At 36.4% G+C, this 18,027-nt stretch carries 20 protein-coding genes and 1 tRNA gene; 16 read left to right on the forward strand and 5 right to left on the reverse strand.

All coding sequences use genetic code 11. The features are described 5' to 3' along the window. Positions 1 to 62: 62 nt before the first annotated feature. From rhuM to IV87_RS08495, 3 genes are all read right to left on the reverse strand, one after another. On the reverse strand, positions 63 to 323 hold the full coding sequence (gene rhuM / locus IV87_RS08485) for a RhuM family protein (RefSeq protein ID WP_057807353.1): 261 nt from the start codon (positions 321 to 323) through the stop codon (positions 63 to 65). Positions 324 to 591: 268 nt separating this feature from the next. Further along, positions 592 to 664 (reverse strand) — tRNA-Ala (locus IV87_RS08490). Between the two features lie 160 nt (positions 665 to 824). Beyond that, positions 825 to 1,343 (reverse strand): helix-turn-helix domain-containing protein, encoded by a 519-nt coding sequence (locus tag IV87_RS08495; protein ID WP_057807354.1) that lies wholly within the window; start codon positions 1,341 to 1,343, stop codon positions 825 to 827. A 708-nt stretch (positions 1,344 to 2,051) separates the two neighbouring features. Here IV87_RS08495 and IV87_RS08505 point away from each other — a divergent pair. The 8 genes from IV87_RS08505 to IV87_RS08540 all read left to right on the forward strand — a co-directional run bounded on the left by IV87_RS08505 (position 2,052) and on the right by IV87_RS08540 (position 9,176). Beyond that, complete coding sequence (locus tag IV87_RS08505) at positions 2,052 to 2,669, forward strand: ATP-binding cassette domain-containing protein (RefSeq protein ID WP_057807356.1); 618 nt, start codon at positions 2,052 to 2,054, stop codon at positions 2,667 to 2,669. Further along, on the forward strand, positions 2,666 to 3,820 hold the full coding sequence (locus IV87_RS08510) for a hypothetical protein (RefSeq protein WP_057807359.1): 1,155 nt from the start codon (positions 2,666 to 2,668) through the stop codon (positions 3,818 to 3,820). Before IV87_RS08505 ends, IV87_RS08510 begins: the two co-directional genes overlap by 4 nt. Positions 3,821 to 4,011: 191 nt before the next feature. Next, the gene (locus tag IV87_RS08515; protein WP_057807361.1) at positions 4,012 to 4,953 is read left to right on the forward strand and encodes an alpha/beta hydrolase; all 942 of its coding nucleotides are present in this window, start codon (positions 4,012 to 4,014) and stop codon (positions 4,951 to 4,953) included. Between the two features lie 143 nt (positions 4,954 to 5,096). After that, positions 5,097 to 6,053: a diacylglycerol/lipid kinase family protein gene (locus IV87_RS08520; protein WP_057807363.1), complete on the forward strand. Its 957-nt coding sequence runs from the start codon at positions 5,097 to 5,099 to the stop codon at positions 6,051 to 6,053. A gap of 102 nt (positions 6,054 to 6,155) precedes the next feature. Further along, complete coding sequence (locus tag IV87_RS08525) at positions 6,156 to 6,983, forward strand: alpha/beta hydrolase (RefSeq protein ID WP_057807365.1); 828 nt, start codon at positions 6,156 to 6,158, stop codon at positions 6,981 to 6,983. Positions 6,984 to 7,106: 123 nt separating this feature from the next. After that, a complete protein-coding gene (locus IV87_RS08530) occupies positions 7,107 to 8,045 on the forward strand; it encodes an aldo/keto reductase (RefSeq protein ID WP_057807366.1) in 939 nt (312 codons plus the stop codon). 47 nt (positions 8,046 to 8,092) lie between these two features. Next, on the forward strand, positions 8,093 to 8,419 hold the full coding sequence (locus IV87_RS08535; RefSeq protein ID WP_057807368.1) for a thioredoxin family protein: 327 nt from the start codon (positions 8,093 to 8,095) through the stop codon (positions 8,417 to 8,419). An 88-nt stretch (positions 8,420 to 8,507) separates the two neighbouring features. Next, positions 8,508 to 9,176, forward strand: a complete 669-nt coding sequence (locus tag IV87_RS08540) for an MgtC/SapB family protein (protein WP_057807370.1) — start codon at positions 8,508 to 8,510, stop codon at positions 9,174 to 9,176. A 7-nt stretch (positions 9,177 to 9,183) separates the two neighbouring features. Here the strand turns inward: IV87_RS08540 and IV87_RS08545 are convergent, their stop codons facing one another. Next, the gene (locus tag IV87_RS08545) at positions 9,184 to 9,960 is read right to left on the reverse strand and encodes an alpha/beta hydrolase (RefSeq protein WP_057807372.1); all 777 of its coding nucleotides are present in this window, start codon (positions 9,958 to 9,960) and stop codon (positions 9,184 to 9,186) included. Between the two features lie 117 nt (positions 9,961 to 10,077). Between IV87_RS08545 and IV87_RS08550 the strand changes: the two genes are divergently transcribed. The 6 genes from IV87_RS08550 to IV87_RS08575 all read left to right on the forward strand — a co-directional run bounded on the left by IV87_RS08550 (position 10,078) and on the right by IV87_RS08575 (position 16,529). Next, a complete protein-coding gene (locus tag IV87_RS08550) occupies positions 10,078 to 10,713 on the forward strand; it encodes an SDR family oxidoreductase (protein ID WP_057807374.1) in 636 nt (211 codons plus the stop codon). A 229-nt stretch (positions 10,714 to 10,942) separates the two neighbouring features. Next, positions 10,943 to 12,325 carry a PTS sugar transporter subunit IIC gene (locus IV87_RS08555; protein ID WP_057807376.1) on the forward strand — a complete coding sequence of 461 codons (1,383 nt, stop codon included), beginning with the start codon at positions 10,943 to 10,945 and terminating at the stop codon, positions 12,323 to 12,325. Positions 12,326 to 12,503: 178 nt separating this feature from the next. Further along, positions 12,504 to 13,943, forward strand: coding sequence for a 6-phospho-beta-glucosidase (locus IV87_RS08560; protein WP_057807378.1), 1,440 nt, complete (start codon positions 12,504 to 12,506; stop codon positions 13,941 to 13,943). Positions 13,944 to 14,192: 249 nt separating this feature from the next. After that, the gene (locus IV87_RS08565; protein WP_057807380.1) at positions 14,193 to 15,098 is read left to right on the forward strand and encodes an ROK family protein; all 906 of its coding nucleotides are present in this window, start codon (positions 14,193 to 14,195) and stop codon (positions 15,096 to 15,098) included. 147 nt (positions 15,099 to 15,245) lie between these two features. Further along, positions 15,246 to 15,710 carry an RrF2 family transcriptional regulator gene (locus tag IV87_RS08570; RefSeq protein WP_057807382.1) on the forward strand — a complete coding sequence of 155 codons (465 nt, stop codon included), beginning with the start codon at positions 15,246 to 15,248 and terminating at the stop codon, positions 15,708 to 15,710. A gap of 12 nt (positions 15,711 to 15,722) precedes the next feature. Beyond that, positions 15,723 to 16,529, forward strand: coding sequence for a PHP domain-containing protein (locus tag IV87_RS08575; RefSeq protein ID WP_057807384.1), 807 nt, complete (start codon positions 15,723 to 15,725; stop codon positions 16,527 to 16,529). 104 nt (positions 16,530 to 16,633) lie between these two features. On the opposite strand, the gene IV87_RS08580 is transcribed toward IV87_RS08575, so the two are convergent. Further along, on the reverse strand, positions 16,634 to 17,152 hold the full coding sequence (locus IV87_RS08580) for a helix-turn-helix transcriptional regulator (protein WP_057807386.1): 519 nt from the start codon (positions 17,150 to 17,152) through the stop codon (positions 16,634 to 16,636). Positions 17,153 to 17,400: 248 nt separating this feature from the next. Between IV87_RS08580 and IV87_RS11070 the strand changes: the two genes are divergently transcribed. Then, positions 17,401 to 17,544, forward strand: coding sequence for a hypothetical protein (locus IV87_RS11070; protein WP_156407379.1), 144 nt, complete (start codon positions 17,401 to 17,403; stop codon positions 17,542 to 17,544). 109 nt (positions 17,545 to 17,653) lie between these two features. After that, the gene (locus IV87_RS08585; protein ID WP_057807388.1) at positions 17,654 to 17,839 is read left to right on the forward strand and encodes a hypothetical protein; all 186 of its coding nucleotides are present in this window, start codon (positions 17,654 to 17,656) and stop codon (positions 17,837 to 17,839) included. The last annotated feature ends 188 nt before the right edge of the window (positions 17,840 to 18,027 follow it).

Consider the following 18,027-nt stretch of genomic DNA (forward strand, 5'->3'; position numbering starts at 1 on the left):
TGGTAAAACTTAATGTAATTTAAATGAGTTTGAAGAATCAGTAAAATTGGATAATTTGTTGTTTATTTATGTTCTTCATCATCAATGGCAAAACCATTTATCATGTATTCATCAAGAGTTGGGGTAGTCATTGGCGAAAGTGCGTGGCTAATACGGTAACTAACTAAAATAATGGTATCCAAATTATAGAAAGAAGTATTACGAGTGACATCTCTATCGCCCTCATTTTGAACTGTTTCTATTTTGGAAATAGTTTCGTTTTCTTTCAGTTCTCTTGAATCATAAACATTCTTTAAATGCTTATTGACGGGCTGAAATTTCAACCCTAAAACAATTCAGCTATCGATTTTTACGTAGCCCAGATAGTTTTGTCGCTTATAATAACATCGATACTGGTATCCTTACTATCAGTCTTATAAAGTAAGAACCAAGCTTTCTTGTTATTCTTTTTTCTCCCTATACTGATAAGTTCGTTAAAATTTCACAAATTTATGTGCGTATTACAGCAGTAGTATTTTTTAAAACTATAAAATTAAAAAAGGCTGATATAGCAGGCTTTTAATTTCCTGTGTATCAGTCTTTCTCTATCAGTGGACCCTAACGGATTTGAACCGTCGACCTCTTGCATGCGAAGCAAGCGCTCTCCCAGCTGAGCTAAGGGCCCAAAAAGCTTACTTGAATAGTATACCGCAAAATACCAGAAGAAGAAATTTAAAAATTAAAGTAGCTGTACAGTTTGTTGCTTTAAGATAAATCAAGTTACATAATTAACTTAAATGAAGTTCAAGATTGCCTTTTTGGCGAAATGATTCCAAATTTGTATACTAATTAACTAAAGTGGTTTCGGTATGATAGTGGGTAAAAAACATGTCATATGTCCAGGCACCTGTGCTGATTAGGCTGACCATTAAAACAATAATAGCAACTATATAAATCCATCTAAAAAGGCTGTTAAACTTATTATTTCGAAACATCACATAAATGGGAATAAAGATTCCTAACATGGGAATAATTGCACTTACAATAGCTAGAATTAATAGCTCCATACTTTCATCTTGAGCATTGTACATTTTACGGTTAAGGAAGGTCTGCCTTTTAGTGGCTTCTATTATATTTTTAGTGTTGATATTAAGTTTTTTCTTGAGAGTTTCATTTTCAGCTAGTAAATCATCTAATGTTACTGAATACAACTTGCTTAAGCGAATTAAATTATCAATATCTGGATAAGCGCGATTGTTTTCCCATCTCGATATGGCTTGTCTGGTCAGAGCTAAATTGTCTGCAACTTCAGTTTGCGAAAGATGTGATTTTTCACGATACTTTTTTAATTGTTCACCAAGCATTATGTTTCCCCCCATTAGCCAAGTTTTTATGATTAATTTATTAATTATACCGCGTTTGAATTATTTTTGTTGTGTGAATTGAACTTCAAATGTAGTAGGAGGTAATCAATAATTTCCTGGGGGAAACTAATGGTTTCTTTTTAATTTGAAATAAATGTTCGATAATAAACGTGGCTAAAACGGAATAAGTAGGTTTTTACTAAAATAATGATGGTTATTTGGTGTAACCAGGAAGGAGCGTAGTCATGAACTTAAATTTTCAAAAATACTCAAAATGGTTTCGATTTTTAGAATATTTATTTTTTCCGATTTCGAGTTTTAGCTTAATCACATGGGGCGTGAATATGGGACACTACTTGATTGAATTAATAGATTTTGGTTATATGTCGATATATTTACTGACTTTTTGCATTGAAACCATTATCCATAGTTTGAGAAAAAATCGCAAAATTGAAGATATACATGAAAAAAGGATTCACATGAATCGTTCTAAAGAGAAATACACAAAATGGTTTTATTTTATTAATTATTTATTCTTTCCTGTGGCTATGTTAAGTCTAATTGCCACTGAAACTAGTCAATACAACTACATCATCAGGTGGTCAATACTGATGTACGTGGGTTTGGACTTGTTTACTTTTGTGTGGTTGTTTGTTCAAAAACGGAGACGAAGAAAATAAAATTGTAAGAAGAAGGAAAAAACTAAAAATGTTATCTATCCAAAATGTAACAATCAAAACGCGACAACCAATTCTCGCTAATTTTAATTTTGAATTTCAACCGCACAAAGTTTATGGTCTAATAGCTTCTAATGGTTCCGGTAAAACAACTTTCTTCAGGTCTGTTATGCAATTAATTCCATCGGTTAAAGGAAAGTATCAGATTGACGGTCTACCAATTGGCAAACAACTGCAAAAAATAGTTTACTTTGAATCGTCTAACTGGTTTGACGATAATTTAAGTGGTTTAGATTATTTATTGTTTATTAAACAGATCTGGGGTTCTTCGATTGATATAAAAAACTTGATTCAAGACTGGCAAATGATTGATTATATCAAGTTACCAATTAAAAAATATTCTTTGGGCATGAAACAGCGACTGCTCATTGGACTATATGAAGTTAGTGATGCTAAATATATGTTGATGGATGAGATTACCAATGGTCTTGACGAGGGGAATCGTGACAAATTATTTTCAAAAATTAAACAACTGAGAGATAACGACAAAATGATTGTAATTTCATCCCATTATAAAGAGGATCTTGAATCAATTTGTGATTATGAGCTTTTTTTGGAAAATAATACAATGGTGGTGAAAAATGCATGAGCTATAGAAGCTATTTGAATCGAAAAATTTTGAAAAATAAATTCAATTTTATTCCATTGATTATTTTAATTGTCACGGTGTTAGTTTGTTTAGTGTTTAATGTGAAGAATAAGGCTGCAAATAGCTACATAGTGGATGCCAAAGACAATATCCGTCAGGGAAAACAGGCATTACAAGATTCACAAAATGATTTGAAGAGAAAGAAGCTAACAGTCAGTGATAGAAAACTAGATTTAGCAAATATTGCCAACGAGAAAAAAGATATTAAGACCAATCAAACGATCATCAGATTATCTCATCAGCATCAGTGGCGAGCAGCCTACCAACAAAAAGTTCGTCAAATTCAAGAGGATTTAACTGTGGCACAGGCTAGTAAAGGCAGCGGTTCTGGGCTTATTAATGCAATGAAACGAGATCGCCTCATTTATCAAGATCTGGCCTCAAAAAATCTTGAGAAGCAAGATGATGATTTCCCGACACAAGGAATTAGCTACAGTGTCTGGGCATCAAAAACAATTCTACCGTATTTATTGGTATTAGCAATCACTTTTGTTTTGGTACAGGTTTACGGAGATGCGTTTGAAGGTAAATTAAATAAGAATAAGTTACTACCCATTTCTAAAGTGACGATAACTACTCAAAATATTTTGAATGGTAGTTTTTTTGCCATTGTCTTGTGGTTACTTACCGAATTGACGGCATTTATCGCTGGAACTGTCGTGTCTGGAATTGGAGCCTTGAATTATCCATATTTGTCCTATGCAATTGGATCGGGAAAGATGCTACTTCAAAACATTTCGAAACTTATCTTACCTTCGTTGATTCTGCAGGGCTTAGCAATTGTTTTCATAGTGGAAATCACTTATTTTATTGTAACTTTAGTTAGAAACCGGCTGGCTGCATTATTCGTCATTTTACTGTTAACCTTGGGTCTTATTTTAGTAACGACGGTAGTTGAACCTTTACAACGAATTGCAGCATTTTTACCAACCACGTATATTAACGGAATTTCCATTGTGTCCGGGCAATATGGGCACGCAATTGCAAATAATCGAATTTCATTTGTAACGGGTGTGATTACCTTGTTGATTGGTATTGTGGGACTGTATGGATTCACGCTTGTGATGAATACTAAACTTAAAAAATTTTAGTTTTTTTATAAACAAGACTCCTTTTGCAAAGGAGCCTTTTGTTTTGTTACAATGGATTGGTAGCGGATTCAACAAAACGAGTCTTCTTCATGTTTTCGTCAATATTCTAAGATATAATGAAACTGATAGACCCATGAAATTGGAATAAATATTTTACAAACAAACTTTAAAATTTTTAAGGAGATGATGATGTGCGTGCAAAAAAGATACTGAAAGTGGCTGGCATATCGTTGATTGGAGTAGCTGCAAGTTTGGGTATAAGTAGTTTAGTAAGCTACCAGATGGGAATCAGAAGTTCTAAGTCTCAAAAACGACGGGCAATTCGTAATGCGCGTGACAAAGATAATACTCCTGATAGCTATAATTGGTATAAACAATTAATTAAACAAACTTGGTTTATTCGTGCTGAGGACGGCATTCATTTAGCCGCAACTTATCTTGAAAATAATAGTGATAAGACGGTGATTTTAGCACACGGTTATCATCATGCGCATGAACAAATGGTTCCCTATGCCAAACTATTTATGGATTTAGGTTATAACGTTTTAATGCCGGATGCCCGTGGTCATGGGATTAGTGATGGAAATATTATCGGATTTGGCTGGTTAGATCGTCGTGATTACATTAAATGGATTGAAGAAATCAATTTGCGTAATAAAACACCTCAAAAAATCGTCTTATTTGGCATTAGTATGGGTGCAGCAACTGTTTTAGCTACGGCAGGTGAAACAGATCTACCTAAAAACGTGGTGGCCGTTGTGGAGGACAGTGGATTTAGTTCGGCACAAAAAGAGTTTAGCTATCGGTTAGGCCATCATTACTATTTGCCTCCATTTTTAAGCACGTTTGTGAGTCTAATGACACGTGCGACAGGTGGCTATTCACTAAAAGAAGCTGATATTGCCCATCAAGCGGCTAACATTCGCATTCCAGTGCTGATGATTCATGGGGATGCAGATCGTTATGTACCTGTTGAAATGATGGCTGAAATTAAAGCATCGTTGGCTAAACAATTACCAACAGAGAGTCATCGTGTTTCAGGGGTTGATCATGTAAGTTCTCGAAAACATGATCCACAAAAATATCACCAGACGATTGAAACTTTTTTAAATCATTGGGTAGATAAAAAATAGAAAGACGCGCCGAGTGACTTGAAATTTCAAGTTGCTCTTTTTTTTCAAAAAAGTTGTTAAAGTCTCTGTCTATCTAGTTTTCCGTCGTTTTCATATGGTAAACTATAGCATAATGAATATTTTGATTAAGAGTGGTGAGTAAAATGGCAGCAAGTCGACCAACGTTTATGATGATTGTGAATCCTTTTGCGGGTGCAGAACATGCTGGAAAAATTTGGCCTAAAATTGAAGTTCAATTGAAGGAACAAAAGGTGAATTATAAGGCGGTAATGACAAAACATCCAGGGCACGGCGTTCAACTTGCCCGTAATTTTGCATTACAACATAAATTAGATCAAAGTTGGGTGGTTGTTGCTGTCGGTGGGGATGGTACACTACACGAAGTTTTGAATGGCCTTCACCAAGGCGGTGGCGATCAGATTCCGTTGGGTTATATTCCCGCTGGATCGGGAAATGATTTTGCACGTGGCATCAAGCTGCCTACACAATCAATGGCCGCGCTGCAGCAGTTACTTGAAGTTCAATCACCGACTAACCTAGATGTTGGGGTTTATAAAAATCGATTGGATTCACATGAAACATTGTTTACAAATAATGTGGGAATCGGGTTTGATGCTTCGGTTGTTCATGCTGCCAATGATGGACAAAAGGATCATTTAAAGAAATATCATCTTCAGTCTAGTGCGTATGTTTTTTCGTTAATTAAAGCATTTCTTAATCAAAAAGGCTTTCAATTGTCTGTGGAAACGGCGCAAACTAAGCAACGATTTTCGCATGCTTTTTTAGTGACGACAACAAATATAAAGTATTTTGGTGGTGGCGTTCCCATTATGCCGATCGCCGATTTACGGGATGGCAAACTCGATCTAGTGGTTGTAGAACAAATTGGTATTTTACGGTTTGTAAAACTCTTTGTAGAGATGCTGACAACCGGTAACCATCTTAATTCGACCGTGGTGCATCACTTTCGAACTTCACAACTGCATTTAGAAACAGACTTACCGGAGAATGGACAAGTTAATGGAGAAAACATTCAAAAACAAAAATTTAATTTAAGTTTTTGGGTCACACAACGACCGTTTTGGATAGCAGGACCATAGATCTTCCCTTTGTTTGTGGAAAATAGTAAAATAAGCGGTGTTGCCTGTTAAAGTGTGAACGATGACAGCAAATTAAATTGTTAAAACAAATGGGGGATATAAATGAACGCAGCGACCATTTTTGTGCATGGATTTAATGGTGGCGTGGACTCAACCGGCCATATGATTTCTGCGGCTCAACACGCGGGTTGGGCAAAACAAGTTATGACGGCTACTATCACACGTTATGGAAGGATTTCAATTACTGGATCCGAAAAAATGGATGTAAAGAATCCAATTATTCAGGTGCTGTTCGAAAATAATCGGGCACCAGAGTTTGTTCAAATTAACTGGTTACATAGTTTACTGATCTTGTTAAAACGTGAGTTTAATGTCATGGAGTATAACGGTGTGGGGCACTCGCTTGGCAGCAATGACTTAGTTAACGAAGCACTAATGTACGGGGATGACTTACGCGTTCCTAAACTAAAAAAATTAGTGACCATTGCCGGTCCTTTTAATGGCTTGCGTGGCTTTTTGCATGCTAAACCGGTTCCGGCTTTGCTCAGAATGGATCATCGGCCAACTCATGAAACCAAACACTTTAAGCGCATGCTAAAGTATCGTGAGCATTTTCCCAAGGGAGTACAATTATTTAATGTCGTGGGAAAAGTGGAAGGGTACTTTGATAACGATTGTTTTGTTTCGGTTAATTCGGCGCGTTCGGTTAAATACTTGTTGCACGGGGTTTTAAAAGATTATCGTGAACTCCTGATTACGGGTGAAGAGGGTTATCACTGCAGCTTGAATCATAATCCCATGGTTTTTAATGCGATGAATGATTTTCTGTGGAATGACTATGCAACTTTGCCTAACATGCAAACTAGGAATGTACCAATTTCAACAGAACAGTTAAATAACAATGAAACACTAGCTACGAATGCAGGTTAATCTGCAGGAAATAGCTATTTTTTTAAATTAAGTGACAGTTTTTAAATTTGAGCCAAAATAAATGCTATTTTAATGTTTAGCGTGCATCATAGAAGTTGTGATTAAAGATTAAAGGAGGATATTATGGTAGAAAAAGTAAAAATTGATAAAACTGACGTTCTGGCAACACCACTTGGTCTTGGTACTAATGCAGTGGGTGGACACAACTTGTTTCCAAATTTAAATGACGAGGTTGGTGTTCAAATTGTTAAGACTGCATTGAATAATGGCGTTAACTTTTTAGATACGGCTTATGCCTATGGATTTGGCCGCTCAGAAGAATTAATTGGTAAAGCCATTCAGGGCTATGATCGAAAGAAAATTGTGATTGCGACAAAAGCTGCGCAAACACCAGGTCATCCAGATCAACTAAACAATTCACCAGAATTCTTAAAACAAGCTGTTGAGGACGCTCTGAAACGACTTCAAACCAGCTACATTGATATCTTTTATATTCATTTTCCAGATGGCAAGACACCTTTAAATGAAGCCGTTAAAGCTTTGGATGAAAAACGGCAAGAAGGTAAGATTAAAGCAATCGGAATCTCTAATGTAAGTCTTGATCAAGTTAAGGAAGCTAATCAAGATGGGTTAGTAGATATTGTAGAAAATCAGTATAGTTTACTTCACCGAGATGCGGAAAAAGAATTAATGCCTTATTTAAAGGCAAATAAAATTTCATTCGTACCGTTTTTCCCATTAGCTTCTGGTTTATTGACTGGAAAATATTCAAGCGCGGTTTCGTTTGCATCTGACGATATTCGTCACAGTAATCCAGATTTTCGCGGAGATCGTTTTGCCAAAATTATCAAACAAGTACAGAAAATTCAACCAATTGCGGATAAATATCATGCAACGGTTGCTCAAATTGTGTTGGCATGGTACATTAAAAACTCTGATGTGACGGTTGTCATTCCAGGAGCCAAACAAGTGAAACAGGTTGAAGCAAATGCGGGAGCGCAAAAAGTTACCCTTTCTAAAGAAGAATATGATACAATTAATTCATTGTTTAAAGACTTATAAAAAGTAAGCATTAAACGATGAACTTTGAATCAACGGGAGGAATTATAATGGATGCACAAGAACAACAATTAACGGATCAAGAAATCCTTGATGCGATCAAAACTGGTAAAAAGATGTTATTTTTCACGGCTGGATGGTGCCCTGACTGTGCATTCATTAAGCCTGTAATGCCTGAAATTGAAGCTGAATACGATCAATATGATTGGATTACAGTGGATCGTGATGCTAACATTAAGATTGCTCAAAAATTTGGTGTTATGGGAATCCCTAGTTTCATCGCATTAGAAGATGGCGATGAAATTGGCCGTTTTGTCAATGGTGATCGTAAGACCCGTCAAGAGGTTGAAGCGTTTGTTGATGGCATCGGCAAATAACAATCAGAATATTAAAAAATAAACAGGATTGTCTGTATACTTAATACAGATAGTCCTGTTTTTATATGGTAAGGAGGTGTGATCGGACATGACAGTGGCAACACAATTTGATTTAATTCTTCGAGTTCTCATTGCAGGTTGCTGCGGTTTTGCAATTGGCTATGAGCGTGATGCCCGAGCCAAAACCGCGGGATTACGAACGCATATTATTATTGCTGTCGGTGCGGCCTTGATGATGATTGTGTCTAAATACGGATTTATGGATTTACTTGGCAACAAAGGAATCAGTTTAGATCCATCACGAATTGCTGCTCAAATTGTGAGTGGCATTGGGTTTATTGGTGCCGGGACAATCATTGTGAAACACGAAGATGTCAATGGCTTAACGACCGCAACTGGTTTGTGGACGACAGCTGGAGTAGGGATGGCTATTGGTGCGCGAATGTACATTGTGGGCATTATTTCTGCGTTGTTAGTTTTAGGAACGCAAGTTATGCTGCATCGGAATCTAAGTTGGTTGCGATTACCCACTACGAATGAAGTTAGATTGCAGGTAAAACCAGGTAAGCATAATATTTCAATCATTCAAAATAAGCTTCAAGATCAAAATATTGAAGTCACAAGTATGCATGTGAGAAAAACAGATACAGCCGATGTGGTTCATATGGCGATTCAATCTTCAGAAACTGTTGATATGGCTAAATTAACCGCGGTGTTTGAAGCAATTCCGGAAATTATTGATATGGAAATCTATTGATGGAAAATTAATTCCATAAAAAGTTAACAATTAATTTATCAACCTTGGGATTTTCGTGCAATGCGCTATGTTGCGCTTCCAAACGATTACCTTCAATTGTAATATGACGATAGCTTGCAACGTGACCGGCAACAACAGGTTGTAAAGCCCCGGTACTTTTTAGCGGAACTGCAGTGTCAGTTCCGGTGTGATTTAAGTTACCGGCGATATTCAAAATTTTCAAATCACTGGGAAGATTGCTGGCAGCAGTTGCAAGGCTATTTTGCGGTGTAATGTAGCCGAAGGGAGTTCCAATAGCCACAAATTTTGTGATTTTAGGATACTGACTGGTTTGAACTTGCTTATTTTCTAAATATTCAAGAACCACGCTACCACCCATGGAATGTGCGACAAAGTTCACGTTTTTCATATGGTAGACAGATTTTAGTTCTTTCATAAATGCGGGTAAATATTGCATTTGTTTTTGCGGATCTTGATTGTTAACAAAGGTCAGCTGAATCAAAGGATTTTGAGTTAAAGCACCTACCTTACGAATATGGGCGACGCCATTTGCATCAATAGTTACTTTTAAGGCAAGGTGCGCCAGCTTTTTATGGGTAAGACGGCGGATCATGCCATTAAAAGTGTAGGTGCTACCATTAGAACCTGGAATAAGAACGGTGGCTGTGTTGCTGGTGGTAATGTGAAGATGAGTTAATGGTGTGTTTTGATGGTGAACGTAAAGCACACCACCAACTAGAAAAACGACAAGTAAACTGAAAATAAAAATTAAAAATTTTTTCATAGTGAACTCCCCCGAGTGCTTTTAGTTCAACATAACACGAGATCATGATAGGGTTAAAGTTAAGCAGAAAAAGTTTATAATTATTTAACTAAAACGAGTATAAATGGAGGTAATTTCATGAAGGTATTTGTGATTGGTGCACATGGACAAATCGGTAAACTCTTAGTGGCTCAACTCCTTGATCGTGGCGATGAAGTGGTTGCAGGAATTCGTGACGCTAAACAACGAAGTTTCTTTGAAGATCAAGGTGCGGCCACTCAGTTATTTGATTTAAATGAACAGCCGGAAGAAATGGCTAAAGTACTAAAGGGTGTCGATGCCGTGGTATTTAGTGCGGGATCAGGAGGCAAAACTGGTGATGATCAAACCCTTTTAATTGATTTAGACGGTGCAGTTAAGAGCATGGAAGCCACACAAAAGGCTGAAATTAAGCGTTTTGTCATTGTAAGTGCCATGAATGCTGAGGATCGTACTCGATGGACTGCAATTCGACCTTATTATGTGGCTAAACACTATGCAGATCTGTATCTTAAGGACGAAACAACACTTGATTATACAATTGTAAAACCCGGAGCTTTGACAAATGATGCTGGTAAGGGTGGTGTGAAACTTAATCAACATACTGGTAAAATCTCACGTGAAGATGTTGCCGAAGTAATTGTGGCTGTTTTGCATAATGATCAAACGATTAAAAAAGAGTTTGCGGTTAGTGAAGGCGAAACCCCAATTAACGAAGCAGTTAGCCACATCTAATTAGCTTAAATTAAATAGAAAAAACATGTTATGGAACATGTTCCAACGAACGGTACTTGAACCCCTGTTGGAACATGTTTTTTATTTATGAAACAGCTATACATAGGCAAGTAAAAGGGATACAATGGTTTTGTTGAAAGCGCTTCATGTTATGCAATCTTTGGCCAAAGATTTTTGATATATTTATTTATTATTTTGTCGTAAGCAATTATTATTTGAGGTGATTTTAATGAATGATTGGATTAACAACAAGCTTCTACCTCCAGTTATGAAGTTTGTTAATACCAAAGCGATCACAGCCTTAAAGAATGGTATGTTAGTCAGTTTGCCATTTATTATGGTTGGATCGGTGTTCTTACTATTGAGTGCCTTTCCATTACCTGCTGTCGCAACTTTTATGGATAACACTGGTTTAACTCCTTATTGGACACAAGCCTATAATGCTTCATTCGGTATCTTGGCGGTCTTTGCCGTTGTTGGTATCGCGTATAACTGGGTAAAAGATGATGGATTTGAACCATTACCAGCCGGAATGACTGCATTGGTAAGTTTCTTCCTTATCATGCGTCCTACAACAGCTGTTATGAACGGTACTAAGACAGTTATTTCAGCAACACAAGCTCCTACAATGTTAACTGGATTTATCGACCGTACTTGGCTTGGTGGTCAAGGAATGATCGCAGCTATCATTATTGGATTGTTAACTGGTTGGATTTATTCTTGGTTTATCAAGAATCACATTACAATCAAGTTACCAGATCAGGTTCCACCAGCAGTTGCAGAATCATTTGTTGCTTTGATTCCTGCTTTCGTCATTATTACTGGTTGGTTAATCGTTTATATCTTATTTGATGCTACAGCACATACAACCATGACACAATGGATTTACCAAACTATCCAGACGCCATTACAAGGAATGACAGATTCATTTGGTGGAGTTCTTATTATTTCACTATTGATTCCATTCTTCTGGTTCTTTGGTGTTCATGGTGCGGTTATTGTCAGTGGTATTATGACTCCAATCTTAACTGCAAACAGTTTATCAAACGCCGCAATTTTCAAAGCACATGGTGTTGTTACAGCCGCAAATGGTGGCCATGTCTTCGTTCAATCATTACTTGATCAATTTGGTACTGTTACTGGTTCCGGTATGACAATTGGATTAGTTTTCTTCATGGCATTCTTTGCTAAATCAGTTCAGATGAAGAGTATTGGTCGTTTGTCATTCTTACCAGGAATCTTCAATATTAACGAACCCGTTTTGTTCGGTGTTCCAGTTGTTATGAACCCAATTTTACTTCTACCATTTATGTTCATGCCCGCAATTTCAATGGGTTCCACATACTGGTTGATTAAATTAGGTGTTATTCCATACTTCACAGGTGTTCAGGTTCCATGGACAACACCGCCAATTATTTCTGGTTTACTAGTTGGTGGTTGGAAGATGATGATCTGGCAAGCAATCGTGTTAGTACTTTCGTTCTTCGTTTACTGGCCTTTCGCACACAAACAAGATCAAATCTTGTATGGACAAGAACAAGCTGCTGCTGATAAAGAAGCACACACTAAAGAAGCTGAAGCTGCTGCAACAACAGAACATGCAACAGATTAGTTAATCAAATTAAAAGTCTATTTATGGCGATGAAAATCAAAGTGAATAGACTTTTTTATAAAAAAGATTGAAAAATATGTAAATTTTGTGAAAATTGACGTTTATAATTAAAACGCTTTCAGAAATGGGTTATACTTTAAATGTAACAATTTTATTAAATGAGAGGAGTTCATTAGATATGAGTAAACTTAAGGATGGTTTTCTATGGGGTGGTGCTGTTGCTGCTCATCAACTCGAAGGTGGTTGGCAAGAAGGCGGCAAGGGTGTCAGTGTCGCGGATGTGATGACGGCGGGCGCCAATGGTGTTCCACGTGAAATCACGGATGGTGTTTTGCCAGGTAAAAACTATCCTAATCATGAGGGAATTGATTTCTACCATCGCTACAAGGAAGATGTTAAACTTTTTGCAGAAATGGGTTTTAAATGTTTTAGAACCTCTATTGCATGGACACGAATTTTCCCTAACGGTGATGAAAAGGAACCAAATGAAGCAGGCTTACGCTTCTACGATGATTTATTTGATGAATGTCACAAATATGGAATTGAACCGGTAATTACATTGGCTCATTTTGAAATGCCTTACCATCTTATTAAAGAATATGGTGGTTTTACAAATCGAAAAGTTATTGATTTTTACATGAACTTTGCGGAAGTTTGTTTTAAACGTTACAAAGACAAAGTTAAGTACTGGATGACATTTAACGAAATTGATAATCAAAGTAATTTCGATAGTGAATTCTCTGTAGCAACGAACTCTGGAATTTTATTCAGTAACGTGAAAAAAGAAGATCGCGAAGCGGCAATGTATCAAGCGGCTCATTATGAATTGGTAGCGAGTGCTAAGGCAGTTAAAGTAGGTCATGAAATTAACCCTGACTTTGAAATTGGCTGCATGATTAATATGACACCAATTTATCCATACAATGCCGATCCAAAGAACATCATGTTGGCAGAACGATTGATGCAACGTCGTTATTGGTTCTCCGATGTGCATGCTAATGGTGTTTATCCAAATAATATTGAAGCATATGTCACACGTAAGGGCTATCGAAAAGATATTACGGATGAAGATCGTGAAATCCTGAAACAAGGTACGGTGGACTATATTGGTTTAAGTTATTACAATTCAATGACTGTAAAGGCTGATGGAATTGATATTGATGGTGACTTTAGTCCGGAGGCGCCAGTTACCAAGAACGAAACTTTGAAGACAAGCGAATGGGATTGGCCAATTGATCCAGTTGGTTTGCGTTATTCTCTAAACTGGTTAACCGATCGTTATCATTTACCATTGTTCATTGTTGAAAATGGTTTGGGTGCGCGTGATAAGGTTGAAGCGGATGGCAGTATTCACGATCCATATCGGGTTGACTATCTGCGTGCACATATTGAACAGATGGAAAAAGCGGTAGACTTGGACGGTGTGGACTTGATGGGTTACACACCATGGGGATGTATTGATCTTGTTTCCGCTGGAACGGGTCAGATGTCAAAACGATACGGTTTTATCTATGTTGATAAAGATGATGACGGTAAAGGGACATTCAATCGTTCAAAGAAAGATTCATTTGATTGGTATAAAAAGGTAATTGCCAGCAATGGTGAAGATCTAAAGTAGCGTGTTTCAAAAGGCGAATGGCTTTTGAGCGGTAGCCTAGATAACATTTGAGTTAGGAATCGTTTGGTTATCGTAATTAGGCGGAGAAAGCTACCTTTTTAAACACATTTTGGATAAATAAGACAGTATATTTAAAAGATTTAAGAAAAAGAGGATCTGAAATAAAGTATTCCGGTCATCTCATTGAAACGGATGGCTTGGTTTCAATCCTTTTTTCATACATAACATAATATGAAAGAAGCTAATCACATGAAATATTATATTGGACTTGATATTGGTGGAACAACCATTAAATATGGTTTGGTTGATGAAACAGGGAAGATTTTAGAAAAAGATGCCATCAAGACTAGTATCAAAGGTGAAGAAATTCTTCAAAATATTGAAAAAATCGTCAAACAATTTAAAACCGAACAGACTATTACAGCGATTGGGGTAAGTGCTCCTGGTATTGTGCAACAAGATGGTTTTATGACTACTGGTGGGGCAATTAAAGACTTTTTCGGAATCAATTTAAAACAAGAAATTGAAAAACGCACAGGTATTATAACAACGGTCGAAAATGATGCCAATGCGGCGGCTTTTGCTGAACAATGGCAAGGCAATGCGGTCGGTTTTCACAATTATTATTGCATGGTCATTGGCACCGGTATTGGTGGTGGTTTAGTCATCAATGATCAGATTTATCGTGGCGGTCACGGGATGGCCGGTGAATTTGGAATGATGTCTGTGATGAATGTAAATAATGATCAAAATCTGGAACTAAACAGTTTGAGTTTTACCGGTGCTACCGTTTTTGGTCTTTTAAACTATTACAATCACCACAGTGGCAAGCCAAAATTGACAGATGCCCGTGTTGTGTATGATTTAGCTGATAAAAAAGATGAGGTGGCTTTAGCAAGCCTTGATTTCTTCTATACGGCTATTGCTAAGGGAATTATTAACTTAATGGTGGCGGTTGATCCAGAAATTGTGTTAATTGGTGGTGGAATTTCAGTTAATCCTAAATTCATTACCGGCCTGCGTGCAAAAATCGCAGATCTCAAATCTCGAAATAGCGATGTTCGTGATCTAACCTTTGCAGAAGTAAAACCGGCCAAATTGCATAATGATGCGGGAATTATTGGTGCAGTTTATCGCGCGATTCAAGCAAATTAGTTTCTTTGTATCACACGTATTGTATAAACTGATTAAATAGCTTGTCACGACAATTATCAACGTCATTTTTGACTGAAGACAAATCCCAAGAATATTTAAAATTGTGTTAAAATGTATGTGCAAGCATTAACAAGGGGGTCCGATCAAATGAAGCTGGATTTTTCAGTGGCAGTGCATAGTTTGTTTTACTTGGAAGAAAACAGTCCACGTAAAATTGCGAGCCGCGAATTAGCTGGTTGTTTAGATCTAAATGCGGTGGTTATTCGCAATATTTTGTCAGTCCTCCATAAAAAAGGCTATATTGAAGGAACAGTAGGAAAAAATGGTGGTTATCAACTGAAAAGAAAACTGGCCGATATTAATGTCGGTGAGTTATACGATGTGACCATTCCGCCAACAATAAGTTATGCGCGGTTTATCACGGGAAAATCAGAAGGTATAAAAAAGGACGACCATATTTCTAATAATATGTCAGAGACGCTAACGGATTTATTCACGTTAGCAGACGATCAGTATCGGGCATTTTATCATCGCTTCACATTAGCAGATTTGAAACAGGATTTGTATCATCATGGATATGTAAAACAATTAATCAAAAATAACGATAAGTGAGATGATTTTTCTATGGATTATTATGATCAACATGTACATACAGACTTTTCATTTGATTCAGATGAAAAAATGGCAGCGTATTTAAAGCTTGCTGGAGAAAACTTTGTCAGCACAGAGCACTTGGATTTTAAGGATCCAGAAGATAAAAATGGTGATGAATTACTGGATTATGATGCCTATTCGCGTGAGATTCACCGTTTGGAAGAAGAGACGGGTAAGCACATCTTTAAAGGTGTTGAAATCGGCTATTTTGCTGGTCGCGAAAATGATATTAAAACCTATTTGAAGAAACATGACTTTGATATTAAACTTTTGAGTTTTCATCGTAGTCCAGATTTTGATTTCAGTGACAGCATTGTGTCACAAATGGATCCTTTGAAGGTGGCTGACCAGTATTATCGATTAATGTGGAAGGGAATCAATGCCTTTCATGATGCAGATGTGCTAGCTCATTTTGATTATGGGGTTCGTAAGCTTAGTTTAACCTCAGGCATGTTTGAGACAACGGCTGGTGTGTTATTGGCAAATATTTTAAAACTCGCTGTGCGTTACAATATGGCGTTTGAATTGAATACAACCAGTATGTATAAATACCACAATATCGGGCTGTATGATTATGCGGTTGAAATTTATAAACAACTGGGTGGTAAACGTTATACGATTGGTTCAGATGCACATGATACTTCGCAGTACATGCGTAATTATGAAAATGCGGTTGATATGTTGAAGGCACATGACATTCATCATGTGAATATTTATCGTAAGAATGCCATGATTATCGTACCTTTGGATGATGTGGATGAAGGCATTAAGTACTAAAATAATCAAGAATTCATAAAAATAAGAGTTAAAATCAAAAATTTGATTTTTAACTCTTATTTTATTTTTATAAAATTGAAAATGTTTTATAACGGAACACAACGTTACTTAATTTTTTGAACAGTTGTGGTTCCGGGCATGAAGAAAGTGTCATTGATAATAATGTAAGAACTGTATAAACTAAATAGAAAAATAACAATACTAGTTAGTAAAACTATTTTATGTAACAGATGATTTGTCTTGTTTCGCCAAATAACAAAAAAAGGTAAGATAACTCCCAAAAACGGAATAAAGGCACTGATCATTAAAATGATAAAAAGAAGAATTAGTTCCTCTTTAGAATTGAAAGTTTTAGTGATTTTATAATTTAATGGTTTGTGTTGATTTTTCATTTCAGAAACAGGTGATTCAATTTTTTCTCGCGTTACTTGATCGTCTTGTAAAAGATCATCAATTGAACACTTGTATAACTGACTTATCAGAATAAGATTGTCCATATCAGGATAACCCCGACCGTTTTCCCAACGAGAAATGGATTGTCTAGTGATATGAAGTTCTTTTGAAACTTGATTTTGTGATAGATGAACTTTTTCTCTATATGCTTTTAATTGCGTTTTTAACATTAACTTTTCCCCCCTTAGATTTAATACGCACTATGTTTAATTAGTTGCCTGATTTGAATTTATACTAAATTAGTGAGAATGTAAATTACTAAATCGTTGTATGTTTTCTTAATTACCTTAATTGAAGTTCAAAATCAACGAATGTAACGTAAGAGTTACCCAATGTAAACCAATGGCTGCTACCTATTCAATTAAATTTAGAATATGATTAAGCTATAAATTTAAACAACCCAAACTGGGGAGAAGAAATGAAAAAGATTATTGAAAGTTGTGCAATTTGTTCACTTGGTTTAATGATCTTATCAGTTCCTAAACTGCTGGTTATTTTTAACTTGTTAGATCATGGCAGACACTATGCAGATTATCAAATTAATTTATGGGGAGCTGCTTGAACATTGGTGCTCGCTATGATCTTTAATATTATGGTGGTTATTCTGTTGTGGATTATCAGAAAACAATGAAGTAAATTTGGACTGATCAAATGGGTGGGGGTAATGATGTATGAAATTTATTAATCTTAGAACCTTAAGGCTGAGTTTACTAACGGCTTCTTTAATTGTAATGGCAATTTCTGGTGGTAATCCAGGGAGAACAAATGCTGTACTGCGAATGGTGTCTTTTGGATTAATCGCGTTGGCCATGGTTGTGGCTCTTATTAGTTACTACCAAGATAAACATCACAAATAAAGCGAAAAAAGTTTTCTTATTTGAGGCGTAAAAAATTATGAAAAAAATTATCTATTCTGAAAAATTCATTCGTTTTTTAACGTTGTTGGGTCCTTTTGTAATTGCGATGGATCCATTAGACAGTTATAGTCCCCGTAATATTGTCGATAATATTATCGGGTCTCTGTCAAATCGTATTGGTGGAGATT

The organism is Pediococcus ethanolidurans (assembly GCF_001437405.1).
In the GTDB taxonomy this organism is placed as follows: domain Bacteria; phylum Bacillota; class Bacilli; order Lactobacillales; family Lactobacillaceae; genus Pediococcus; species Pediococcus ethanolidurans.